We start from the raw sequence: 23,041 nt of genomic DNA, 5'->3' as shown, positions 1-23,041 counted from the left end.
TCCCTCACTCCTTTCATGGTGATTTACTTTGTATACTTCTCTTTAATAGGGCCGTTGAGTGTATTGTTCAATTTTTCCAAAAGGGCGAGATTATATTTTTTTACCCATTTTCTTGCACATCCGTATTGTTCCCAAGTGATTTCTTCAGGGAGAGGATCTAGATGGATAACTTTTTTCAAATTTTCAATGGCAATTTTATCACCACCAAGTGCATTTTCTAATCCCCCAAATAATCCGCCGTGTTTTTGACTCGGTTTTGTTCCGAGGGAAGGGCCATTTTCGATTAATAATAGCGCTTCTTGACGCAAACGAATGCGCCCTGACGCAGTTTTATTCAAGTTGTCCCAAGTCTCAAGATCCTCTGATTTAGGGTTGATCATGACAGAAGATGATTTTGATGTGGTATCTTCTTGTTTTAATAAGGTATCCACAGATTTCTTTTTCTCATCAGGTATGGAAAGTGCATTGCTATAATGAGAAGGAATGTTTTCCTGAACGACAGTTGTCTTTTGCGTTAAAGCGGATTGGGCTTTTTGATCTTTTAACTCTAAAGCCTTCAATAAAAATTCAGTGTACTTTTCTTGGGCTAATTTTGACCCTTTTTCTGGCTTGGCGGCATAAAGGTCTTTCATCCTTTCAAGCCAAAGTTGCTTTTTAGCATTTAGAGATGTCTCATTAGCTTTTTTTATGCCTTGGACTATAACGTTATCTAAAGTTTCCCAATCTGCATTTTCTGTGAGTTCTTTTGTCCATTTTCCAGCCGTGCAGGGTGTGCTGAGACTGAAAGCCATTGATAAAGCCATAAGACCGAAAACTGATGATGATAAATTGATTTTCATGATAACGCTCCTTTTTACAAATACAAAAACGTTTACTTCTTATTATTTAAAAGATAGGTTTTTGTGTTGATTATGCAAGGAGAAAATTAAATTCTTTTTCAATCGTTTTGGCAGCATTTAGGTTCCACAGCTTTGGGATAATCAGAAGGACTAGACACTGTTAGCTAATTATTGATTTAAGAACGATGTTATTACTCCAGTAATAAAACAGATGACGTTAGGAGGCGTAGGTAACTTCTTTTTTGAGGAAATAGGAGCGAACGATCTCGGGGCAATTTTGGGTGCCAAAAAGATATTTTGTGATGTTGGTTTTGAGTTCCTGCAATGACTTGGCATGTTTGCGTCCGACAGCATTGCTTTTCACGTCTTGATTCAAAAGCTCATCTGGATTCAAATCTGGGCTGTAAGCGGGCAGAAAAAATACCTCAATTTTTTCTTTGTTTTCCTTCAAAAATTCACCGACCACTTTGGCGTGGTGTACTTTGTGATTGTCCACAATGAGAAACACTTTTTTCTTGGAAGACTTGATTAACCTTTTGAGAAAATTAAGAAAAACCTCTCGCGTAAAATTCTCCTCAAAAAGCATAAACCGCAACGTGCCCTGATTCGTGACGCTCGAGATCATATTGATTCGAAATCGTTTTCCCGTTCCTGAAATCACAGGCGTCTGACCCTTGGGGCTATAAGTTGTGCCCGTCTGATGATCGGAACGAAAGCCCGCCTCATCTCCCCAATGAATCTCGGCATTTTCAAGGCGCGCCCGCTTGGCAATCGCCGGATAAACCTCTTTAAGCCAAGCCTGAACTTCTTTTTCGCGACGTTCATAAGCCCGACGCACCGGCTTTTGGGGCGTAAATCCCCAACGTTTCAGATAGTTCCCCACGGAGCGAATCGAGAGTCGGATGCCAAAAGTGCGTTCGATCAACTCTCCCACAGCCTCTCGCGTCCAGAGCATAAAGGGCAGTTTTAGCTGGTCGGGACAACGATCGGTGATCATTTTGACGAGGCTGGCGCACTGGTGGGGCTTCAAGCGCACCATGTCTTCAGCCCGGCGCCCTCGTTTTTTCTTCAATAGCGCCGCCTGGCCCCTTCTTCGATAGCTCGAAACCCATCGGCTGACAGTGCCTCGCGCTACTCCCAATAAATGCCCCACTTCCGCATGCGTCTTCCCGCCTTCAACAACTGCCTTAATCCCCCTCAAACGAAGGCTTTCTTGGGCGTCTTGCGTTAACTTTCGTGCATCTCCTAATTTCATACCTTCTACTTATCACATTAATCTCCTCATGTCTCCTGTTTTATTGCCGGAGTAATAAGAAGTGCGTTTTTTCGGTTTAATATCCCCTTGTTTATGAAGACATATCCATCGATAGATCGTGGTTTCTCCAACGTTAAAAACCTTTGCAGCCTCTCGCTTACGGTCGCCGCTCGTAATGGAGGAGATGACCTTTTTCCACAGGTCTTCCGAATATGCTTTTGCCATACCCTCCTTATACCTAAACTTTTCCTAAAAATCTATCTATTTATAGGGGAAGGACTATATCATGATTGGGTCTTAAGTTCTTCATGAAGTAGGACTAAAGGATCTTTTTTCTTGCCTTGGCGCCCATTTTTATTCAGGAGAATTTTAGGATCCTTAGAAGTTAAATGTTTAACTAAAAGGTGATCAGCAATCAGCTCTACAAAAGCCTCATAGGCAGCATCTTGATATACATTGGTGGAACAGGCTTGATATTCACGAATTTGAAATTTTTCAGACGGCAAACGAAATAAATCGGGGTGTGTATAAATTCGTCCTTGAGCATCAAGCTTTGCCATGCTCTTCTTTGCAAAGATGCACTCCGTATAATTGTTTGGATCCTCTTGAAATTTTTTAAGATGCACGGCTGGATTTCGAATGCCCGCAATAACCTGTTCCTCTACACCCCTAGCTGATGTCCAAGTATATTTGTCCATTGTATCTGGACTCATTAAAAATTGAAACATGCGGGCTCCTTTCAAAATTGAAAGTTTCAATGCTTCCTTGTAATAAAACAAGAGGATAGGATCTGTCCTCAGATGATTGAGCTCTAGTTCTTGAAGGAGCGTAGTAAATACATTGAGCCCTCTTATATTTGTGTTTTTAACCCAAAAATCATAAGCATCTTCCATACCGGGTCCCCCAGCAAAAGGGTGAAAACTTCCGCAAGTATAGGCCTCGAACATTATACTTTCCTGAGAACAATAAAGTAAACGTTTTATATTTTTTAAATAATCATATTTATCTGAAGGCCCAAAACAAGATAATTCTTCATACAGTCGAAAACATGCTGGAGGACTTTTTTTAAGTCCTAGTATGTTCTTAATCTCTCCATAAATAGAATATAAAAGGCTGTTACCTGAATTGTGAGATGAATAAATTGCGAACATGTTTGGGAAAGTTTGTTCAACTTTCATCATCCGAGCCATTTGAGAGGAGAGAAAAGAAATTTTAGGAAGGGGGCCATAAATGAGTGCATACTGCTGATTAGTCATTCCAACATTTTTTGGTGCCTCTTGGAGTCGTTCCAATCTCCAGCTTAAAATTCCAAGATTTCCCTCAGGATCTGCATTTTTCTCAATTAACTGTGTCAAGTCTAATTCTGTCATTTTTGACAGATCAGGAGTACAAGTTGTGCATTCTAAATAGGATATACCAACGGATGTACCAGCTGATGTATCATTTACTCTATTTGAATGAGGATCTACTTTTTCAAGCGTTTTCCGTGCGAGATTGATTGTTTTTCGTGCCAAAGCCTCTTCTTTTATGGGATTTGCGAAAAGAAGTGTGCTGCAGACAGTAATTGAAAGAAAAAAATAAAATGTGCTGATCTTGAAGTTAAATTTAACATTACAATTCTCCAAATAAAATGCATTTTGAGAATAGATAATTATTTTTTTTATAAGTCAAGTATTTTTTTTAGAAGTTCGTCTATAGCACTTCTCCGTTAGATTGATAGAGATTGGCTGAGGAGTTTATGTAGTTGGGTGGGATAGGGTTAACACCCTCGCCTTTAGGCGAAGACTTTAGTATAATCAAGATATGGAATATCGAAGAGGATCACATAGTCTATACGATTTAAAGCATCACGTTGTGTTCTGTACAAAATACCGGTTTAGGATACTGACAGGGCCAGTGCGACTCGGACGAGAGAACTGATAGGAGAGATATGCGCTGCGAATTACGTAGACATTGTTAGCGGAAGTTTGAGTCCTGATCACATACATTTGCTAATTTCGGCCCCAGGGCCACCTCATGAAAATTTTTGAGTGAGGATATTGGAAAGGATGTTGTCGTCCCAACCGGCCATTTTTCTAAGCCTTTTAATAGACTGACGCTTCATTTTATCTTTGGTAAGCTGTAAAAGATTTAAAGCCATATGTCGAATAATAGCCATAACTTGAGGGGCGTTTTCTTTCCTGATGCGAGATTGATCTTCTCCAAAAGACATGTCTAAAACCCAATGAAGATTATTTTCTATCTCCCAATGACTTCGAATAGCCCCCAGGACCTTCTGAGGAGTTTCTTGGAGAGAAGAGATATAATATCGTGTTTCGTAAGTGGTTTTATCTTTGGTTTCTCGTTTAGAATCAATACGAATGATACTATGAATTGAGCTCCAATGAGGATGCCGCTCTCGCAGCCAGGCCACATCATGTGTGACCCAACATTGCCTTGTCTCAAGGCGGCCATGACCTTTATCGTAATCCTTAAAAGAGCTGATATTGTTAATTGTTTTCAATTCGCTATCACTCAAGCAGGTTGTTACATCTTCGCAAAGAGTTCCCTGATTTCCTTTTAAAGAAAAAATATAGTTTCCCTCTTTCTGAATGATTTGATCGGCAATGTCATATTGACATCCCATTGCATCAATGGTGACTGTTGTTCCTCTCAGGTCTAACCATTCCAAAAGCTTAGGAATCGCTGTGATTTCATTGCTTTTTTCTGAGACTTTTTCCTGCGCTAACACCAATCTGGCTTCTGACGCATAAGCGCTAACCATATGTAACATATCAGTTCCCTCATCAAAGCTATGCCGTGATGATTTTCCATCGATAGCAATAACTTTCTTTTGCATTTGAGATTTAAGACTTTCGACCCAACTTCGAAACAGCTCTTGAAATTCCTTGGGATCTATTGCTCTAAAAAATCGACGATAGGTATCATCGCTGGGAATTCCGTTCTTGTAAGGTAAGAATTGACGAAGGTAGTCAATCTTTGCCTTTCCAAAGTCTTCAACATCCTGCCATCCTTCTGCTCCAGATATTACAGCGCACAGAGTGACAAGGCGTATTTCTGACATTGTGTAGTCTCGATTACGCTCAGACCTTGGATCTTCTATATCTTTAAAATGATCTAAAAAACTAATTTCAACTTCTATTCCCATTTCTACCTCCTGTTTTTTTGAGGTAGGCTCTCATTTTTTCTATCTCTTAGCTATTTTTTTTTCATGAGGTGGCCCTGATTTCGGCCCCCCCAAGCGTGTCGCTTTCAAAAATCATCCCATATATTAAGGGAAAAAGTAGTAGAAAGCGGCTACAAGAATTTGAACACCTTAGGAAGAGATACTGGGGTCAATATTTGTGGGCAAGAGGATATTTTGCTGTAACTGTAGGGAATGTGAATGCAGAGGATGTTCAAAAATATTTAGAGTAGCAAGAAGAACATCACAAAAAAGATGACTTTAGAATTTCAGAATTCTAGCGTTTACGCGTTGTTCTGCTTTGCAAGCGTTTACCAAACTACCGGTTTTAGCCGGTAGTAGTTGATATCAACCTACTCTTTAGAGGTTGTCAACTTTGCCAATAATCGTGCCCGTGAAAAACATAAAACTCCTTCGTGGTTGATCTCAATTCCTCTATGATTTATCACAAGGGTGAAAGGATAATTCATGCATCCCCATATTCCCTTTATGATTGCGGTCGATGGACCTGCAGGGGCGGGCAAAGGTACTTTGGCCAAACATTTGGCTGAAGTCTACGATTTTGCCTATCTCGATACGGGGCTTTTGTATCGGGCGATTGCCTATGAAATGCTCCAAAACGGATACGATTTGGCCGACGTTCAGCTCGCTGAAAAAATAGCGGGTTCTTTGGATCCAGCTACGTTTAAAGAAAGTGCGCTGCGGGATGAGGCTGTGGGTGGGGCGGCCTCCTTCATTTCAGCTTATCCTGGGGTAAGAGCCGCCCTTCTTAAGTTTCAACGGCATTTTGCCCAACATCCTCCCTTCTTTAAAAAGGGTGCGGTTTTGGATGGACGGGACATTGGAACCGTAATTTTGCCAGAAGCCCAAGCTAAGATTTTTGTGACTGCCGATCTTGAAATCCGTGCCAAAAGGCGCTTTAAAGAAATGCACGAACGCGGCATCGAGAGCCGCTATGAGGCGATATTTGAAGAGATGCAATCGCGAGATTTGCGGGATGAAGTCCGGAAAATCTCCCAACTCAAACCCGCAGAAGACGCCTTGATAATTGACACCTCTCATCTCAATATTGAGGAAGTCTTTTTGTGTGCTCAAGACTTTGTGTCAGAAAAATTAAAAACGTCTCTGTGACAAGGGTTTATTTTTCTTGAGATTTCGTACGTAATGTGGTACCGTTAAATATAAAATGGAGGTATTATGGAAATTTACCAAGCGAGCAAAGCGCGAGAAAATCTCTATAAATTGATTGACTTTGTCGCAACCTCTCATGAGCCCGTTTATATTTTAGGCAAACGCAACAAAGCTGTGATGATTGCGGAAGAAGACTATCGAACGCTCATTGAAGCCCTCCATATTGTGTCCGTCCCCGGGATCCGGGATTCTATTTTAGAAGCTCGCAACACCCCCCTTCAACATTATCGAGAAGAACTTGAGTGGGAGTAACGTGTACAAAATTCTCTATGCACCGCCATGTCATACGGACGCCAAAAAGCTCGCAAATTCTTATCTTAAAGAAAAATGCCAAGCGCTTTTGAAAACCATTGCAGATAGTCCTTTTCAAGATCCACCGCCTTATGAAAAACTCTGCGGTGATTTGGCGGGATGCTTTTCTCGAAGGATTAACATTCAACATCGATTGGTGTACGAAGTGGATGAACATGCCAAACTCATAAAAGTCTTAAGGATGTGGACTCATTATGAATAAACGCCCGAGAATGAAGAGGGAGATACTTCAATGAAGTCCATAGCAAAAGATTTTTCAAATAAGGATTATGAAAAACATGCGGCATTATTTTTTACGGAGGAAGGGATCGTTGTTAATTCTCACACATCTTCCCCTCTCCTGCAGTTTGGAAAAATAGTAAAAGAATTAGGAATCATCATCAATGAGGCGTATGAAGACGGAGAGAGACCCTTCATTATCACATGTGAAAGCCTTTTAACTCCTGATCAAATGATGAAAAAGGGATTTCATATTGAGAGCCCAAAGTCTTTTTTAATTTCATTACAAAATGAGAAAATACAACAGTGCATTTTGCGTGCAGTTCATTGGTTAACTTGGGACTCAAAGCTTCAGCACTGCAGCAAATGTGGCACTAAAATTCAAAAAGTTTTTGAATCCACAGAAAAGAAATGTGACTCTTGCAAGCACTCCTTTTATCCGAAACTTTCTCCCGCTGTTATGGTCTTAATCCAACGAGAAAATGAAGTTTTATTAGGAAGATCGGCACACTTCAAACCTGGCGTTTACAGCGCCTTGGCGGGCTTTATTGATATTGGTGAAACCGCTGAACAAGCGGCGCATCGAGAAGTAAAAGAAGAAGTGGGTGTGGAAATTGGAGAATTAGAATATTTTGGGACCCAAAGTTGGCCTTTTCCAGACAGCTTTATGATTGCTTTTAAGGCCCAATATTTACGAGGTGCTATCCAAATTGATGCAAACGAAATTCAAGATGCTCAATGGTTTGATTTAAATAACCTCCCCGCACTTCCTTCCCATTCGAGCATTTCCAGAAAATTAATCGAGAGCGTTTTGTTAAAAAATAAAACATGGACTCATTATGAATAAATTCATCATTATAGCAATTTTAGGAGGCCTTTTCATGACACAAAACTCAATGCTTTCGGCAATTTCAGAAAATCTGATTACGCATCAAGATGAGGCGCGGACGCAGCTGAACGTTGAGGATATTAAGGACATAGAAGCGCGCCTTGAAACCGCTTCTAATCTCACACTCCCTCTTGAGGAAGAGCTCAAGATTCTTCATCAGATGACGGAGTTTGAACTGGGGCGATTCTTGCTCAAAAACGGTGGAATTAGTGGCTATTGGACAGCCTATTGGTTGATTCATGGGCCTGCGCAAAATTTGGATCATCCCCTTGAGGATTGGTTGATTAATCGAGCCCCTGCTTTTATGGCCTCGCGGGAGCGCTATCAAATTTTTGCGCATCATATCCAAAACCGCGTAAAGCCTGGCATGAAATTGGCCTCCATTCCTTGCGGTCTTATGGATGATTTACTGCGTCTTGATTATAGCAGCGTCCCAGAAGTTCAGCTTTTTGGATTTGATTTAGACGAGGAATCCATTGCCTTGGCCAAAGGCAACGCCAAAGCGCACGGCAAATCCGAGTCCTCTCATATTGAAAAGCGGGATGCGTGGAATCTTCAACGCGAAAATGAATTTGATATCATCACCAGTAATGGCCTTAATTTTTATGAGTCCGATGATGCCAAAGTCGTGGCACTCTACAAAGAATTTTACAAAGCGTTGCGTAAGGGCGGAATCCTTGTGACAAGCTTTTTAACACCCTCTCCGCAACTTGATTCCAACTCCACATGGAAGAATTTCAATCCCGCAGATGTCCAAAAACAAAAAGCCGTTTTCATGGATATTATGAATGCCCGATGGAGCGCCATGAGACCCGAGGGTTTAACCCGCACCCAATTGGAAGAAGCTGGATTTCAAATTGTTGAGATTATCTATGATTCGCAAGGTATTTTCCCAACCGTTATTGCGCAGAAATGATCACGGACATTAATCACATTAACCTGGCCGTTTGTGACCTTGAGACCTCCTTTTCTTTTTATAAGGATGTGCTGGGACTTAAACCTCTCGTCAAATGGCATGAAGGTGCTTACTTCTTGGCAGGATGTGATTGGATTTGTCTTTTTGAAGATCATGAACGAAAGGGGGTGGGAACGTTATCTTGTTATACTCACGTTGCGTTTTCTGTATCCCTTGACGATTTTGAAATTCTCTCAAAATGCATTCAGGATTCAGGTGCTCCCATTTGGAAAAATAATCAATCCGAAGGGGCGTCCCTTTATTTTTGTGATCCCAATGGTCACAAACTCGAAATTCATGTGGGTGATTGGCAATCACGATTAGCTTCTAAAAAGGCCAGTCCAGGCACTTGGAAAAACGTGGAGTGGTTTTGAGTATATTGAATTTCTCCTGGATAAAGGGTGGAATCCATTTTATGCTGAGGTCATTAAAAAGGGAGGCCCTATGCTCGATTCATCACAACAGCGCCAAATCATGGTGGAATCACAAATTCAACCCAGTGATATTTCATCATCTTCATCAAAAGAGATTCTTCGGCTATTTGGAGAATTGCCCCGTGAGAAATTCACACCACGGCAACTCAAGCGCATTGCGTATATGGATGATGAGTTTCCCTTATCTCACAATCGCTTCATGTTAAGACCACAAGTTTTGGCACGGATGATTTCCCTTGGTGATCCCAAAACTTCCGATCGCGTGCTGTATATTGGATGTGGGCTCGGATATGGACCTGCGATTTTATCAGCACTCTGTTCTTCTCTTATCGGCCTTGAGTCTTATACGGATTTAAGTCAGCAGGCTGAGGAGGTTATCAAAGAACTAAACTTAAAAAACATCGAAATTGTAAATGGATCCTTTTCAGAAGGATGGTCAGAACAGGCGCCTTACTCTCTTATTTTTATCGAAGGAAAAATTGATCACATTCCCCCCATGATTTTAGATCAATTGGGAAATGAAGGGCGAATAGTTGCGATAAAGCAACAGCCCTCAGGGCGTACAGAAGTTGTAAAAATTGAGAAAGAACAAGGTGTTTTGACGGAAATCCCTCAATTTTATGCTAATGCGCCTTACCTTGAGGGGTTTGAGGCTTTACATGAATTTGTTTTTACAAACTAAAAAAAAACGATATAGTGTGCGAAGCTTGGAACATTAATTTATCAAAGAATCGTCAAAAAATGATTGCTAAAAAACTCATAAATTCATTTTTCATTTTGCTCATGTCCTCAGCCTGTTTCGGGCTTCAGGCTGGTTCAGATTCTGAAATTTCTTCGGCGGGAGAAAGGGTTGTTACGAACCCTCAAGATTCACCTGTTGTAAGTCTTGAAGATGCTCTGTCTCGAACCTATATGCAGAATACGGATCTCGATGCACAGCGTGCACAATTACGGCAAACCGATGAAACTGTTTCTCAAGCCGTGTCTCAATGGCGTCCTAGTGTGACAGTTCAAGGCCAACAAAATAAAAGTTGGGATTTTCCAGACCATCAACGACGTACACACAAGGCAAGTACTGGAGTTACAACGACAATCAATCAAAATATCTATGCCGGTGGAAAAACAATTGCAGCAACACGTTCTGCGGAAAGCAATGTTTTGGCAGGTAGAGCTGGTCTTTTTGATCAAGAGCAAAAGAGTTTATTACAAGCCGTTCAAGCTTTCTTTGATGTCATAGCCAAGCGTGAAACTGTGGAAGCCCGAAAGAAAAATGAACAATTCTTAAAACGGACTTTAGAGCAAACTCAAGCCCGTTATGAGGTGGGTGAAGTGAGCAGAACAGATGTCGCTGCCGCAGAAGCTAGTTATGCCGAAGCCTCTGCCCAACGTGTTGCTGCAGAAGGTGATTTTGAAGTTTCCAATGCCACTTTCTTCCAAGTTGTAGGAAGTCCTGCTGGGAAATTAGCGATGCCCAGCAAAGTGTTGTTGCCTTTGCCCGATGACCTTGAAAATGCAATTAAAACTGCAGAAGCTAAAAACCCAACCATTAAGGCCGCATTTCATTCTTTAGAGGCGGCAAAGCATCAAGTTGATGTTGTAAAAGCTGGCCTTTTACCCTCTGTGGATGTGTCGGGATCCAATTCACGTGTTCGTCAATCGGCTTCTTTTCAAAGTGATGCACGAAATACGGATTTAACTGTTGGCGTCACCGCAACCATGCCACTTTATAGTCAAGGAATCGTGAGCTCTCAAGTGCGGCAACAATACCAAGCCGTAGCACAACTCAAAGTTCAACTTGAAGGGGCACGTCGAAGTGTTCGCCAGTTTGTGACTCAAGCCTGGGAAAGTCTGATTGCGGCACGTAAGTCCGTTGAGCAATATATCGCAAGCGTCAAGGCTGGAAAACTGGCCGTTGAAGGAGTGACAGAAGAAGCCACCGTCGGTGTTAAAACAGTCCTTGATGTTCTTGAGCAAGAAAAGAGATACATAGACACACAAGTCAGTCTTATTCAGGCAGAGCAAGCCCTCATGGTTGCGAGTTACCAAGTCCTTCAAGCGCAGGGCCAGTTGACTGCACAAGAGTTAGTACTCAATGTTAAACCTTATAATCCAGAAAAACATTATGATGACGTGAAGTGGGCGGCAATTCAATTCTGGGAAGGTGAAGATGAGCGTTATGTTAAAGATAAGGATGAAGCACAATGAATCAGCCGGCGACACAGTCCTCTGATGAACCTTCGATGGAAGAAATTCTGGCCTCAATTCGTAAAATTATTTCCGAAGATGATGTTGATGGGGCCCCACAAGAACACACTGAAAATGTTGTAGAATTCAAGTCTAAACCTGTTGAGTCCCAAGATGATGTTTTGGAATTAACTGAACTTGTGGATGAAGAGGGGAATCCGTTGGATCTTTCTGAAGATACAGAAAATAATAATGAAGTTGAGGAGGTCGTAATGACATCTACGCTAGACACGACAGTTAATGAAGTCGATAGTGAAGAGTTCGCTCAACCTGAAACGGAGACGACTTTTGAAACCGAAAACACTCATTTTCAACCGACTTTAGGAGATGAGGATGAAGATGACTTTCAGGTTGAGATTGAAGCCACACCTCGCAACCCGTTGATTTCTGAGAATGTTCTTCAAGATGCAGCGTCTTCATTGGGGGCACTTAATAAGCTTGTCAGAAAACAAATCCTCTCTCCTGAACCTTCCATGGAAGGTCCTTACGGACAACAGACCGTCGAAGATTTGGTCAAAAGCATTTTGAAGCCCCTTTTAAAAGACTGGCTTGACGCCAACCTTCCCTCCCTCGTGAAGTGGATTGTGGCCGAACAAGTCGAAAAAATCGTTCAAGAATCTGCAGGATACAATCAAAGTCTTAAGGACGAGTAAAAAGCCATTATTTTTCAGGTCCCTATCTATCGTTCGCCCTCTTTTTCAAAAGCTTAATATAGGTTTACTTTTTAAAAAGAGGGCTTGCGGTGACGATGTTATTACCAGCCTAAACTTTCAGGGGTGATCCCTATCTTTTTCAAGGATTCCTGAAGGTGCACTTTTAATGCCGGATACAAAAAGCGAGTCTGACCCTTTGTGCTCGCGCCACGAGAATGTGGCGCTTCGGTATGAACAACGCGTCGCTCTACTTTAAACGCCTTGGACTTTCTGAGCTTATTAAATTCATCTTCCGAGATAAATTCAATTTTGTGTCCAAGTGTGAACTTTAAGAAAAATGCAAATTGACGTGAGGATCCACTGGTTCCATAGATTTTTCCATTAAATGAAGTTCGAACTAAATTCTTAAGGGAGTCCCATTCAATTTCTGATTTGTTATCAAATACACTTTTAAAAAAGCTCCTCGATTTTGCCTTTATATGGTCTGTTTCAAACTGAAGGAGGGACGATGTCTCTTTTGATTTCGTTTTTTCCTTGATCAGTTCTTTCTTTTGTTTGTCATAATTTTCATGGTTAGCCTTTGGATCAAAATTAAAATCCTCCTCTTCAGAAAATGTTATCGTCACGCTGTCCTTTTCTTGAGGAAGAGGCTTTGAATTAATATTTTCTTGCATTTTTTCAGAGCTTATACTTTTAGGAAAATCCTTGATTTGATTGAAGGCAACATCCGAAGTTAATGTCTTTTCAACGGGATTTATTTGTATTTCTTCTTTGATTTCTTCCTTTGACTCTTGAAGAGACATCTTTTCTGGCACAGGTTTTTGGGAGGGCTTCTTTTTGCCAGAATTCTTTTTTTGTTTGGAATTTTTTGACGATGTTTTCTGAAGCTTCTTTTTTTCTAATTCCTCTTGTTCTTTTTTGATTTTAGCCTCTATGGAACGTACTTTGTATTCATCGTTTTGACGTATCACCTCAACTCTAAGACCTTCACTGTCAACAGAATCTCTCCCCCACCAATAAGGGCCTATTTTCGCAAGCAAAACATGATAAAATGAGACTTCATCCTTATACAATTTTCGGACGATAGGTGTGAGCTTCCCCTCTGCAGCAAGCTTACCAAGCGCATCTTCATACATCTTCTTTTCTTCGTTGGCATAGGCAGAAATCAACGATGCGCCAACCTCATTTCTTGGCAATTTAAAATCTGTTTCGCTTAAATGATCGTACAAATCTCTTCGAAATGTTGTCGCGTTATAAATCAGGGGGCTTTTATGAGTATCTCTGAGGGTGGATGCATAGTGTTTGAGGTCCTTTTTTAAACTCAAATCTACCCGAAGTTTATCCTTTGATGAAAATCCAGTGATTTGATGGGTCTCCTCATCGCTCAATAGCTGTATTCCAGTGAGTTTTTCAAACTTTTGTTGTGCTTTTTTAAAATTCGTTTGAGACAGATCAAGTATAGATTGTAACTCTTCCATCATTTTTGTTTTCATTACAATATGTTGCTCGAGATACTCATCAATCTCAGCAATAACATCTTCCATTGACTCTCCAATAAATGGAAGGAAAACATGTTCTTTTTTATTTTCTAATGAGGATTCGGGCTGAAGCCAACCGGTTAGCTCTAGCTCTCTTTGCGTCACAGGCATTTTAAATGTAAATGTGTGATTTTCATTGCCCGATTTTTTCTCTTCTTGATCCGAGGAACGCTCCATAGCGGAAAGGGAAAAATCACTAAAAACACAAACCGTTGACAATAAAATTGCTTTGTAAACATATTTTAACATCATAAAAACTCCAAAAAAACTTATTCATATTCTTTATATATTAATTTTTGTTTTTAATTGCAACAATAAAATAAAAAAATAAAGAGAATTGGTATACGGTCTCTCTTTTTTGCTTAACAGCCCCACACATTCTTGGTATGACGGGCCAACCTTGTCTTGAAATAAAGTGATTGATGAAAATGGACTACCCAAATTTTTCTTTTGAAGTCTTGAAAATTGCCGCTACGTCCCGGGCACGTTTGGGGCGCATTTACACACCACATGGTGTTGTGGAGACGCCTAACTTTATTTTTTGTGCGACAAAAGCCGCCATTAAAGGGGGTACACCTCAGATGATGCGAGAGGAAGGATCGCAGATTATTCTCTCCAATACCTATCATTTGATGTTGCAACCCGGTGCTGAGCTTGTACGCAAAATGGGGGGGCTTCATAAGTTCATGGGTTGGGATGGACCAATGCTGACCGACTCTGGGGGGTTTCAGATTTTCAGCCTGGGGTATGGGTCGGTAGCTGATGAGATTAAAGGCCGCAGATCCACAGAGCGCCCCAAAACTCTTCTGAAAATCTCAGAAGAAGGGGCTACGTTTAAATCTTATTTGGACGGCAAAAAGCAAGTTTTGACACCTGAAAAATCAATCCAGATCCAACGGGATTTAGGCGCGGACCTCATTGTTGTTTTTGATGAGTGTACGCCTTTTCATGTGGACAAATCCTATACGGCCCGTTCTATGCGCATGAGTCATCGGTGGGGATTGCGGTCTCTTGAAGAATTCCAACGTGGAGCTTCTGGTGTTCAAGCGCTTTATGGCATTATTCAGGGGGGTGTTTATCCAGATTTGCGTCAAGAAAGCGCGCAATTTGTAAATGATCATGGCTTCTTTGGACATGCCATTGGTGGATCTTTAGGGGCTTCCAAATCTCAAATGACAGACGTTGTCGGGATGACGGCTTCCCAACTTGCGCCTGAGCGCCCGATCCATCTCTTAGGCATTGGAGGTGTGAGTGATATCATTAACGGTATTCGACAGGGAATAGATACCTTTGATTGCGTTCATCCCACTCGGATTGCCCGCCACGGAGGTGCTTTGGTGCCACGGCATTTGCGTGATGAATTTGGGACTCCTCATAAAGAACATATCAATATCCGCAATGCCCGCTTTCAAGAAGATGTCAATCCCATTGATTCTACTTGCGGATGCACCACCTGCCAGCATTTCTCAAGGGGATATTTGCATCACCTTTTAAAAGCCAAAGAGCTTTTGGCCATGACCGCTATTACAACGCACAATGTTCATTTTATGAATCGTCTGATGACATCACTGAGAAACGCCCTTCAGGAAGATCGTTATGAAGACGAAGTGAAGTTCTGGGAATAATCTGAAAATCTCACATCTTTTCCCACTTGACCCTTAACACTGTATCAGAACCATCTATTAATCCTTTGGAAACTTTTATTGAGACTCTCGCAAATGAAAAATCATAAGGCCTCAATTCAGAAGGGACTTTATGATTTTACAAGCAGTCCTTTCAACAAAATCCATATATCAAGAGTTGTGTGTTAAAAAAAATCATGGCAAACTCTGGGCTTCCATAATAAATGCGAACGGAGGCACACTTAATGCGTATTTTCCTTTTAAGTTTTACACTTATTTTTTCACTCCTGTGTTTTAACGAAAAGGCATCAGCAGGTCCCAATAGTCGCTCCCTCTTTGGATTTTTAAAACAGTCCTCAAAGTTTACTCCAAAGAAACAAGCTTTCAGTACCGAGAAAATTCACACGCAACGCCTCATTAGAAAATTTGAAAAAGAACGGAATCTTTTTGCAAAGGAAAATGAGAGTCTTTTGAAAGATGATTTAAAATTATTTGACCCTCTTGCACACACTCAACAACTTGTTTTTAAATCAATTAAACTGGCTTTCGGCGGATTTGAACAGCCCCCACATCATGAAGATTGGGAAATGCGTCCCGTTGCATCCCCTTATATTATTTTGACTGCCAAACCCAAGCTTACATTGAGATTGGAAAAAAACTTTTCTGGACTCAATGTCATTGCCACACAAGGTCCATGGGATTATAAGTTAGGCACAATGAATGAAGATAATATAACCGCCGGCGTTCAAAAACTTTTATCAGGCCTTACTCATGCCACCGATAAAACATGGATTCCCGCTTATGTTGGAATTTTGACCAATGAGAAGGTTTTTAATGTGCTAGCTTTGGGAATAGCAATGGAAATTCATTCTCAATACAATATTTACAAAACACAGGGACATTTTAAAAATCGGCTACCTATACCAACTATAGAGGATTGGGAAAGGGCGCGTGTCAAAAGTGTCTTGCATCACTATGACCTTTACATTCAGGGACTCGAATCAAAGAAGGAGGTCTTTTAATGCGTATTTTCTTTTTAGGTTTTACTGTAGCACTTTCAATCATTGCTTTGAGCAAAACGGCAACGGCAATGCGCTTCAAATCCACTTTCGAATTTCAGAAAGTTTTAAAACAAATCCCCGCCAAAAAATCATTTTCAACGGAGAGTAAAAAAAAGATTGAAAGTCTGAAACTCAGACAGAAACTTTTTGAAGAAGAGAACAAAAAACTTCTCAAAAAGCACTTCTCAAAAGCAGACATTCACAATGCTGAACTGCAGGGTCGGGTTTTTAAGGAACTCACAAAAGCGTTTCAAGATGAGCCGCAGATCCCCAATCCTGGAGATTGGAAAAGAATTGGGTTTAGAAAAGAAACTCTCTGTGATCCCACCAGAATGCTTCAAGACCTTTGTTGTGTCAGACTATCCGAAACCCCCTCATCTTCGATTTATTCCTTCATAGTGTCTGTAGGTGAGTTTGAGTATCTTTTGGGAAATTGCCACACACGAACGCCGGAATCTGGATTCGAAAATTTTTATAAAAATATTAAAAAAGCCCATCTAACAGAGAAGAGATATATTCCCCACAAAATTGTTTTCTTAAATGAACATCATTTAAGGGTTTGTCCGACGGGAGGGCATCTTGAAACACCACTGGACTCCCCTTCAGAAGAGGTTTGGGAACAGGTGCGTGTGAAAATGGGTCTTAAATACTATGACTATCTGATCAAAAAGATTGAAAAAGATGATTACTTTTTAAACCCAGGAAATGTTTACGTTTCATGAAGTTATTCCGGTCCATTGCCACCGTTGGTGGATTTACGCTTTTAAGCCGTATTTCGGGTTTCGTTCGTGACGCCTTGATTGCGGCTTTTTTAGGTGTAAATGTCACAACGGATGCGTTCTTTGTGGCCTTTAAACTTCCTAATTTTTTTCGGCGATTTTTTGCCGAAGGGGCCTTTAGTGCGGCATTCGTCCCTATTTTTTCAGGGCTTTTGGTCACTTCGGGAAAAATTCAAGCCAAAGCCTATGCGGACCAAGTCTTTTCCGGTCTCTTTTTAATACTATTCATGTTTGTACTCTTATTTGAAGGGGGAATGCCCCTTGTGATTACGCTCATTGCCCCTGGTTTTTTGAATGATCCTGAAAAATATCAATTAGCTATTGAACTTTCTCGCATCACTTTTCCTTATATTTTGTTTATTTCTTTAGCGGCCATGCTGAGCGGTGTTTTAAATTCCATGGGAAAATTTGGGGCTGCGGCAGCTTCTCCCATTATCCTCAACATCACAATGATTGGGGCCGTTTTGGCGGTGGCCTTTTGGGCATTAAACCCAGGAGACGCGATGGCTATGGGCGTTTTTTCGGCAGGTTTTTTGCAATTGAGTTGGCTTTATTTAAGTACATGGCGTGAGGATTTTAAAATCAAATTCACCCGTCCACGCCTGACCCCTGATATTAAAAAACTCATTCGTTTGGGAATCCCGGGAGCAGTCGGTGCAGGCGTTGTGCAAATCAATATTTTTATCGATACCATCTTGGCGTCCCTTCTCCCCACAGGTGCAGTCTCCTATCTTTTTTATGCAGACAGGCTCAACCAATTGCCGTTAGGCGTCATTGGCATTGCGGTTTCAACCGCCCTTTTGCCCGAGCTTTCAAAGCAACTGAAATCCGGAAGTCACGAGGAAGCCCACGAAACGCAAAATCGTGCGCTCGAGTTTGTCCTGGCCATCACATTACCTGCTGCTATGTCTTTGATGGTTTTGTCTTATCCTTTGGTGAAAATATTGTTTGAGCGCGGCGCATTTACTCCCGAAGATGCACTCGCCACATCTTATGTTTTGGCAGCATTTTCCGTAGGTCTTCCCGCTTATGTCATGATCAAAGTTTTCTCGACATCTTTTTTTGCGCGACACGATACAAAAACGCCAGTGAAAGTGGCTATGATGGCGGTGGGTTTGAATCTCACCCTCAATCTCATTCTTATTGGATCTTTAAGTTATGTGGGCTTAGCGCTGTCCACAGCCATTGCCGCCTGGTTTAATGCGACACTTTTGGCCACAAAATTGTATAAATCAGGGGGCTTTAAAATTGATACGCGACTTAGGGAAAGAATTCCCCGCCTTGTCATTTCAACCTTTATTATGGGTGCATTTTTGATAGGTCTTGAAGTTCACCTTTGGTCATTTTTAGAAGGGGTGTTTTTTACACGCTTCTTGGTTTTAATTACTCTTGTGAGCGCAGGACTTATCATCTTTGGAATTATTTCCTATCTCATCAAGGCTATTGATATGAGCGAGATCAAATCTTTTTTCAAAGCGGTGAGTTAATAAAAAATTGCATCTTAGGACATGGCGGGATAAAACACTCTCGAATTTACTAAATTAAAGGTTTTCTATTCCATGAAATTAATTCGTTCCATTTTAACTGTTGGTGGATTTACAGTGGGGAGCCGCCTTGCTGGCTTCGTCCGTGAGGTTCTCACGGCCTCGCTTTTGGGGGCAGGAGCGGCTTCGGATGCATTGGTCGTGGCCATTAAATTGCCATCTTTTTTCAGGCGTCTTTTTGCAGAAGGGGCCTTTAATGCTTCCTTTGTCCCGCTTTTTGCGGGGCTTCTTGCGACAGAAGGCAAAGATGCGGCGAGGACATTTGCCGAACAAATTTTTACCCTTTTAATCACAATTCTTTTGGTTCTGGTTCTTATTGTTGAGCTCTTCATGCCCTACCTTTTGCCAGCATTGGTTCCTGGATTTGAAAAAACGCCAGAGCGACTTTATTACGCCATTGAATTTAGCCGCGTCACATTTCCCTTTATTTTCTTCATTTCCTTAACGGCTCTTTACAGTGGAATCCTCAATTCCTTTGATCGATTTGCGGCCGTCGCTTCCTCGCCCATGGTTGGAAATTTAGCCATTATTGCCATTGTCTTTGGATTGCATGCTCAATTTTCCTCAGCCGGTTATGCTTTTGCGATTGGAGTTACGGCATGTGGTGTGATCCAATGGCTTTGGGTTTTATACCCAGCTATTAAAAAAGGCATGTATTTGCGCCTTCATCGTCCCCAAATGACGCCTCAGGTCAGGAAATTTTTTGTGGTTTTAGGCCCCGCCGCTTTTGGATCAGGGATCGTCCAAATCAATCTTTTTATCGGCAGTTGGATTGCCTCTTGGCTTCCTACCGGCGCCATTTCTTATCTCAACTTTGCTGATCGCTTGAATCAATTGCCTTTAAGTGTGATTGGGGTTGCGGTTTCAACAGCTCTTCTACCGCTTTTGTCCAAACAAATTCGCGCGGGATCTTTGGATGAGGCTTCTGCGAGCCAAAACCTTGCCCTTGAGTTTTCGATGTTTTTAACCCTTCCCGCAACGCTCGCCTTAACTCTTATTGCCCATCCTTTGGTTTCGGCCGTTTTTGAGCGCGGAGCCTTTGGATCGGAGGACTCTCTTTCAACCGCCTACACTCTCATGGCCTTGGCGTTAGGACTTCCCGCTTACGTTTTGATTAAAGTCTTCACAACGGGATTTTTCGCTCGCCAAGACACCAAAACTCCAATTTACACGGCCTTAGCCGGAATTGTGGTGGATATCGTCTTAAGCCTTCTTTTAATGGGAAGTTTAAAGCAAATCGGAATTGCCTTGGCCACAGCCGCCGCCGCCTGGGTGAATGCTCTTCTTTTAGGATATTTATTATGGAGAAAAGGACATCTCGTGATTGAAAATCGACTGCTCATGTTCTTCCCTCGTCTTTTACTTGCGTGTCTTGGGACGGGTTTGATTTTGGAGGGTCTCAATGACATTCTCGCGCCTTTTTATGAAGGTGGTGAATTAATGCGCGCAAGTGCTGTGATGGGACTTGTAATTACGGGGCTTGCAGCCTTTTTCATTCAAGCTTATCTTCTGAAAATTGCACGTTTTCACGATTACAAGGGACGCTTTGCCTCTTAAACTAAGGAATCATTATGCGCATACTCTCAGGGGTTCAACCCACCGGAAGCTTTCATCTCGGCAATTATTTGGGCGCCATTAAAAATTGGGTCAAAATGCAAGATCAGGGAGAATGTCTTTTTTTAATTGTGGATTTGCATTCTTTAACAACTCATCCTCAGGCTTCTGAATTAAAAGCCTCGGTGAGATCTGTTGCGGCCGCCTATATGGCTTCAGGCATTGATCCTGAGAAAAGTTTTATATTCCCGCAAAGTGCCGTGATGCAGCACACAGAACTCGCGTGGATTTTAGGATGCGGGACGCCTTTGGGATGGCTCAATCGTATGACCCAATTCAAAGAAAAAGCAGGAAAGCAAAAGGACATGGCCAATTTAGGCCTTTATGCCTATCCGGTTCTTCAGGCCGCCGACATCCTTTTGTATCAAGCTACCCACGTCCCTGTGGGTGAGGATCAAAAGCAACATTTGGAGCTTGCGCGTGATATTGCCGGCGCCTTCAATCGCAATTATGAAGAGGAATATTTTGTCCTCCCAGAGCCCGTAATTCCCCCTGAATCCGCCCGCATTATGAGCCTTCGTGATGGCACGTCCAAAATGAGCAAATCAGATCCATCCGATTATTCTCGTATCAATTTGAGTGATGACGATGAGACGATTCGTCTCAAAATTCGAAAAGCCAAAACCGATCCCGAACCCATTGGAGACACTGTTGAATCCATGGAGGCACGCCCTGAAGCCATAAACCTCTTAAGCATCTATAGCGCCTTATCGGAGATGACTTTAAAGGATACGATTGAAAAATACAAAGGGGCCTCTTTCTCAACCCTGAAGTCTGATTTGGCGGAGCTCACGATTTCTGTTATTTCTCCCATTCGCTCCAGAATGATTCAGCTTTTAGAGAATCCTGAAAAAATTGATCAAGTTTTGGCGCGGGGAGGGGCTCATGCTCGAAAATTGGCCGAAACCCACATGACACATGTTTATGAACTTATTGGTATTGAGAAGGTATAAAGGCGCCATACTTGACGCCTTAAGGTAATAGATTGTTATTCAATAACCTCAACTGTGCAAGAGTTTTTCGCGGGAACATCATTTCGTATCTTAAATTTTACGGCTTTAGTTTTGTCATTAATTTTCACGATAGCAGGGGAGCAGTGCCACCACTTTTGTGCATAAGAGGGATCTACCTGGAAATTTACAAGAGTTGTATATTCTGTGTTTCTTATAAGATCTACACTTTGAGTTTGTGACTGTGTACTCAGTTTATTTTCAAAAAAGACGTCTGATCTGTGCTTATTTTTTTCTGTGTTTTGAATAAACAAAAAGACTATTTTCCGAATTCTATGATCTTCAAGCAGACCATCAGTCTCATAGATAACGTCTAGTGTTGCCTCGAGAGAGAGAGGTAAAGAGAGAGCAAGTGCCGTGAGAAGAAGTAATTTTTTTATTATTCTTTATTAAAACACAATTTGAAACCTCCTGTCCATAGGCTTTTTGATTGAAGACAAGGGTTTTGAACCATTTTAGAGACTATAAAATAAGGTAATCGTAACTTTCCCCTTTCACGCCCCGTTGCGTTCTGGGGCAAGGTATGAAATAAATATACTCAAGCATTTTTGCGATAAGGAGAGAGTTTATGGACAAGCAACGCGCCCTTGAGGCCGCCCTCAGTCAAATCGAAAAGGCCTTTGGAAAAGGGTCGATTATGAAGCTCGGGCAACAAGATACTATTTTGGATATTGAGGCCGTTTCTACAGGATCTTTGGGCCTTGATATGGCTCTTGGAATTGGGGGGCTTCCTAAAGGTCGTATCATTGAAATTTATGGACCTGAAAGCTCTGGTAAAACGACTTTAGCACTTCATGTTGTGGCCGAAGCGCAAAAAGCTGGCGGCACATGTGCATTTGTGGATGCGGAGCATGCTCTTGATCCCGTTTATGCCCGGAAATTGGGCGTCAATACGGACGAGCTTTTAATCTCACAGCCAGATGCTGGTGAGCAAGCACTTGAGATTGCCGACACCCTCGTGCGCTCTGGCGCTGTGGATGTTTTGATCATCGACTCAGTAGCCGCCCTTGTTCCCAAGGCGGAACTTGAGGGAGAAATGGGCGATGTCCATGTGGGGCTTCAAGCGCGTTTGATGAGCCAAGCCTTGAGGAAACTCACAGGTTCGATTTCCAAAACTCATTGTATGGTGATTTTCATCAACCAAATTCGTCAAAAAATTGGTATCATGTTTGGAAATCCAGAAACTACCACAGGTGGAAACGCGCTCAAATTCTACGCGTCCGTGCGCTTGGATATTCGTCGCATTGGCGCCCTTAAAGATCGTGACGAAGTCGTTGGAAATCAAACCCGTGTGAAGGTTGTGAAAAACAAAGTCTCCCCGCCTTTTAAGGTTGTTGAATTTGACATTATGTACGGCGAGGGCATCTCTAAAACTGGTGAGATTTTGGACTTAGGCGTTAAAGCCGATATCGTTGAAAAATCGGGTGCGTGGTATTCCTATGGTACACAACGGATTGGACAAGGTCGCGAAGCCTCAAAGACATTCTTGAGAGAAAATCCAAAAATCTGCCAAGAGATTGAAAACAAAATCCGCGAGAATGCGGGTCTTGTGATGCAAGCCTTGACAGCCGCCGCAGTGGCGGATGAGGATGCTGCTTAATTACGAATCCCAACCCTGGAGTCATTCTGGGGTTGGTTAGAATGTTGTCATTGTCATGCTGAATTCATCATTTTAGCATCTCAAAAAAATCCTGAGTA

23 protein-coding genes and 1 pseudogene are annotated in these 23,041 nt (G+C 41.8%); 18 read left to right on the top strand and 6 right to left on the bottom strand.

Annotation, left to right across the window (positions count from 1 at the left end; genetic code table 11):
* Positions 1 to 23: 23 nt before the first annotated feature.
* The 4 genes from Bealeia2_RS00320 to Bealeia2_RS00305 all read right to left on the bottom strand — a co-directional run bounded on the left by Bealeia2_RS00320 (position 24) and on the right by Bealeia2_RS00305 (position 3,608).
* On the bottom strand, positions 24 to 839 hold the full coding sequence (locus Bealeia2_RS00320; RefSeq protein ID WP_331255187.1) for a hypothetical protein: 816 nt from the start codon (positions 837 to 839) through the stop codon (positions 24 to 26).
* Between the two features lie 217 nt (positions 840 to 1,056).
* On the bottom strand, positions 1,057 to 2,094 hold the full coding sequence (locus Bealeia2_RS00315) for an IS630 family transposase (protein WP_331255186.1): 1,038 nt from the start codon (positions 2,092 to 2,094) through the stop codon (positions 1,057 to 1,059).
* 12 nt (positions 2,095 to 2,106) lie between these two features.
* Entirely contained in the window at positions 2,107 to 2,319 is a 213-nt protein-coding gene (locus tag Bealeia2_RS00310) for an IS630 transposase-related protein (RefSeq protein ID WP_331255185.1), read from the bottom strand.
* A 59-nt stretch (positions 2,320 to 2,378) separates the two neighbouring features.
* Positions 2,379 to 3,608 carry a hypothetical protein gene (locus Bealeia2_RS00305; protein ID WP_331255184.1) on the bottom strand — a complete coding sequence of 410 codons (1,230 nt, stop codon included), beginning with the start codon at positions 3,606 to 3,608 and terminating at the stop codon, positions 2,379 to 2,381.
* A 393-nt stretch (positions 3,609 to 4,001) separates the two neighbouring features.
* Between Bealeia2_RS00305 and Bealeia2_RS10465 the strand changes: the two are divergent.
* Positions 4,002 to 4,124 (top strand): annotated as a pseudogene (locus tag Bealeia2_RS10465) (transposase); the annotation flags it as partial.
* Here the strand turns inward: Bealeia2_RS10465 and Bealeia2_RS00300 are convergent.
* Positions 4,109 to 5,242, bottom strand: coding sequence for an ISAs1 family transposase (locus Bealeia2_RS00300; protein WP_331255183.1), 1,134 nt, complete (start codon positions 5,240 to 5,242; stop codon positions 4,109 to 4,111). The pseudogene Bealeia2_RS10465 and the gene Bealeia2_RS00300 sit on opposite strands and share 16 nt — an antisense overlap.
* 68 nt (positions 5,243 to 5,310) lie before the next feature.
* On the opposite strand from Bealeia2_RS00300, the gene tnpA reads away from it, so the two are divergent.
* The 10 genes from tnpA to Bealeia2_RS00255 all read left to right on the top strand — a co-directional run bounded on the left by tnpA (position 5,311) and on the right by Bealeia2_RS00255 (position 12,175).
* On the top strand, positions 5,311 to 5,511 hold the full coding sequence (tnpA, locus tag Bealeia2_RS10460; RefSeq protein WP_414437813.1) for an IS200/IS605 family transposase: 201 nt from the start codon (positions 5,311 to 5,313) through the stop codon (positions 5,509 to 5,511).
* Between the two features lie 235 nt (positions 5,512 to 5,746).
* Positions 5,747 to 6,409: a (d)CMP kinase gene (gene cmk / locus Bealeia2_RS00295; protein WP_331255182.1), complete on the top strand. Its 663-nt coding sequence runs from the start codon at positions 5,747 to 5,749 to the stop codon at positions 6,407 to 6,409.
* 66 nt (positions 6,410 to 6,475) lie between these two features.
* Positions 6,476 to 6,721 (top strand): type II toxin-antitoxin system Phd/YefM family antitoxin, encoded by a 246-nt coding sequence (locus Bealeia2_RS00290; protein WP_331255181.1) that lies wholly within the window; start codon positions 6,476 to 6,478, stop codon positions 6,719 to 6,721.
* A 1-nt stretch (position 6,722) separates the two neighbouring features.
* Positions 6,723 to 6,983, top strand: coding sequence for a Txe/YoeB family addiction module toxin (locus Bealeia2_RS00285; protein ID WP_331255180.1), 261 nt, complete (start codon positions 6,723 to 6,725; stop codon positions 6,981 to 6,983).
* Positions 6,984 to 7,232: 249 nt separating this feature from the next.
* Positions 7,233 to 7,847: an NAD(+) diphosphatase gene (gene nudC, locus Bealeia2_RS00280; protein ID WP_331255179.1), complete on the top strand. Its 615-nt coding sequence runs from the start codon at positions 7,233 to 7,235 to the stop codon at positions 7,845 to 7,847.
* Between the two features lie 34 nt (positions 7,848 to 7,881).
* A complete protein-coding gene (locus Bealeia2_RS00275) occupies positions 7,882 to 8,805 on the top strand; it encodes an SAM-dependent methyltransferase (protein ID WP_331255178.1) in 924 nt (307 codons plus the stop codon).
* A complete protein-coding gene (locus Bealeia2_RS00270) occupies positions 8,802 to 9,218 on the top strand; it encodes a VOC family protein (protein ID WP_331255177.1) in 417 nt (138 codons plus the stop codon). Before Bealeia2_RS00275 ends, Bealeia2_RS00270 begins: the two co-directional genes overlap by 4 nt.
* A gap of 70 nt (positions 9,219 to 9,288) precedes the next feature.
* Complete coding sequence (locus Bealeia2_RS00265; RefSeq protein ID WP_331255176.1) at positions 9,289 to 9,960, top strand: protein-L-isoaspartate O-methyltransferase family protein; 672 nt, start codon at positions 9,289 to 9,291, stop codon at positions 9,958 to 9,960.
* A gap of 101 nt (positions 9,961 to 10,061) precedes the next feature.
* Positions 10,062 to 11,483, top strand: coding sequence for a TolC family outer membrane protein (locus Bealeia2_RS00260; RefSeq protein ID WP_331255175.1), 1,422 nt, complete (start codon positions 10,062 to 10,064; stop codon positions 11,481 to 11,483).
* Complete coding sequence (locus tag Bealeia2_RS00255) at positions 11,480 to 12,175, top strand: DUF2497 domain-containing protein (RefSeq protein ID WP_331255174.1); 696 nt, start codon at positions 11,480 to 11,482, stop codon at positions 12,173 to 12,175. The genes Bealeia2_RS00260 and Bealeia2_RS00255 overlap by 4 nt, the downstream gene beginning before the upstream one ends.
* A gap of 101 nt (positions 12,176 to 12,276) precedes the next feature.
* Here the strand turns inward: Bealeia2_RS00255 and Bealeia2_RS00250 are convergent, their stop codons facing one another.
* Complete coding sequence (locus tag Bealeia2_RS00250) at positions 12,277 to 13,965, bottom strand: hypothetical protein (protein WP_331255173.1); 1,689 nt, start codon at positions 13,963 to 13,965, stop codon at positions 12,277 to 12,279.
* A gap of 176 nt (positions 13,966 to 14,141) precedes the next feature.
* Between Bealeia2_RS00250 and tgt the strand changes: the two genes are divergently transcribed.
* From tgt to recA, 7 genes are all read left to right on the top strand, one after another.
* Positions 14,142 to 15,338, top strand: coding sequence for a tRNA guanosine(34) transglycosylase Tgt (gene tgt / locus Bealeia2_RS00245; RefSeq protein ID WP_331255172.1), 1,197 nt, complete (start codon positions 14,142 to 14,144; stop codon positions 15,336 to 15,338).
* A gap of 467 nt (positions 15,339 to 15,805) precedes the next feature.
* Positions 15,806 to 16,357: a hypothetical protein gene (locus tag Bealeia2_RS00240; RefSeq protein WP_331255171.1), complete on the top strand. Its 552-nt coding sequence runs from the start codon at positions 15,806 to 15,808 to the stop codon at positions 16,355 to 16,357.
* Complete coding sequence (locus Bealeia2_RS00235; RefSeq protein WP_331255170.1) at positions 16,357 to 17,118, top strand: hypothetical protein; 762 nt, start codon at positions 16,357 to 16,359, stop codon at positions 17,116 to 17,118. Before Bealeia2_RS00240 ends, Bealeia2_RS00235 begins: the two co-directional genes overlap by 1 nt.
* Positions 17,115 to 18,662 carry a murein biosynthesis integral membrane protein MurJ gene (murJ, locus tag Bealeia2_RS00230; protein ID WP_331255169.1) on the top strand — a complete coding sequence of 516 codons (1,548 nt, stop codon included), beginning with the start codon at positions 17,115 to 17,117 and terminating at the stop codon, positions 18,660 to 18,662. Before Bealeia2_RS00235 ends, murJ (Bealeia2_RS00230) begins: the two co-directional genes overlap by 4 nt.
* 72 nt (positions 18,663 to 18,734) lie before the next feature.
* On the top strand, positions 18,735 to 20,276 hold the full coding sequence (gene murJ, locus Bealeia2_RS00225; RefSeq protein ID WP_331255168.1) for a murein biosynthesis integral membrane protein MurJ: 1,542 nt from the start codon (positions 18,735 to 18,737) through the stop codon (positions 20,274 to 20,276).
* Positions 20,277 to 20,287: 11 nt separating this feature from the next.
* Entirely contained in the window at positions 20,288 to 21,286 is a 999-nt protein-coding gene (gene trpS, locus Bealeia2_RS00220; RefSeq protein WP_414437832.1) for a tryptophan--tRNA ligase, read from the top strand.
* A 625-nt stretch (positions 21,287 to 21,911) separates the two neighbouring features.
* Entirely contained in the window at positions 21,912 to 22,943 is a 1,032-nt protein-coding gene (gene recA / locus Bealeia2_RS00215) for a recombinase RecA (protein ID WP_331255166.1), read from the top strand.
* Positions 22,944 to 23,041 lie beyond the last annotated feature (98 nt).

It is taken from the genome of Candidatus Bealeia paramacronuclearis (assembly GCF_035607555.1).
Classification (GTDB): domain Bacteria; phylum Pseudomonadota; class Alphaproteobacteria; order UBA9655; family UBA9655; genus Bealeia; species Bealeia paramacronuclearis.
This window is presented reverse-complemented; position numbering and strand designations above follow the sequence as displayed.

Excerpts from the sequence above, each read along its gene's own strand:
- Bealeia2_RS00320 (WP_331255187.1), bottom strand. The coding sequence starts at position 839 with ATGAAAATCAATTTATCATCATCAGTTTTCGGTCTTATGGCTTTATCA.
- Bealeia2_RS00315 (WP_331255186.1), bottom strand. The coding sequence starts at position 2,094 with ATGAAATTAGGAGATGCACGAAAGTTAACGCAAGACGCCCAAGAAAGC.
- Bealeia2_RS00310 (WP_331255185.1), bottom strand. The coding sequence starts at position 2,319 with ATGGCAAAAGCATATTCGGAAGACCTGTGGAAAAAGGTCATCTCCTCC.
- Bealeia2_RS00300 (WP_331255183.1), bottom strand. The coding sequence starts at position 5,242 with ATGGGAATAGAAGTTGAAATTAGTTTTTTAGATCATTTTAAAGATATA.
- cmk (WP_331255182.1), top strand. The coding sequence starts at position 5,747 with ATGCATCCCCATATTCCCTTTATGATTGCGGTCGATGGACCTGCAGGG.
- Bealeia2_RS00290 (WP_331255181.1), top strand. The coding sequence starts at position 6,476 with ATGGAAATTTACCAAGCGAGCAAAGCGCGAGAAAATCTCTATAAATTG.
- nudC (WP_331255179.1), top strand. The coding sequence starts at position 7,233 with ATGATGAAAAAGGGATTTCATATTGAGAGCCCAAAGTCTTTTTTAATT.
- Bealeia2_RS00275 (WP_331255178.1), top strand. The coding sequence starts at position 7,882 with ATGACACAAAACTCAATGCTTTCGGCAATTTCAGAAAATCTGATTACG.
- Bealeia2_RS00270 (WP_331255177.1), top strand. The coding sequence starts at position 8,802 with ATGATCACGGACATTAATCACATTAACCTGGCCGTTTGTGACCTTGAG.
- Bealeia2_RS00265 (WP_331255176.1), top strand. The coding sequence starts at position 9,289 with ATGCTCGATTCATCACAACAGCGCCAAATCATGGTGGAATCACAAATT.
- Bealeia2_RS00260 (WP_331255175.1), top strand. The coding sequence starts at position 10,062 with ATGTCCTCAGCCTGTTTCGGGCTTCAGGCTGGTTCAGATTCTGAAATT.
- Bealeia2_RS00255 (WP_331255174.1), top strand. The coding sequence starts at position 11,480 with ATGAATCAGCCGGCGACACAGTCCTCTGATGAACCTTCGATGGAAGAA.
- Bealeia2_RS00250 (WP_331255173.1), bottom strand. The coding sequence starts at position 13,965 with ATGATGTTAAAATATGTTTACAAAGCAATTTTATTGTCAACGGTTTGT.
- tgt (WP_331255172.1), top strand. The coding sequence starts at position 14,142 with ATGGACTACCCAAATTTTTCTTTTGAAGTCTTGAAAATTGCCGCTACG.
- Bealeia2_RS00235 (WP_331255170.1), top strand. The coding sequence starts at position 16,357 with ATGCGTATTTTCTTTTTAGGTTTTACTGTAGCACTTTCAATCATTGCT.
- murJ (WP_331255169.1), top strand. The coding sequence starts at position 17,115 with ATGAAGTTATTCCGGTCCATTGCCACCGTTGGTGGATTTACGCTTTTA.
- murJ (WP_331255168.1), top strand. The coding sequence starts at position 18,735 with ATGAAATTAATTCGTTCCATTTTAACTGTTGGTGGATTTACAGTGGGG.
- recA (WP_331255166.1), top strand. The coding sequence starts at position 21,912 with ATGGACAAGCAACGCGCCCTTGAGGCCGCCCTCAGTCAAATCGAAAAG.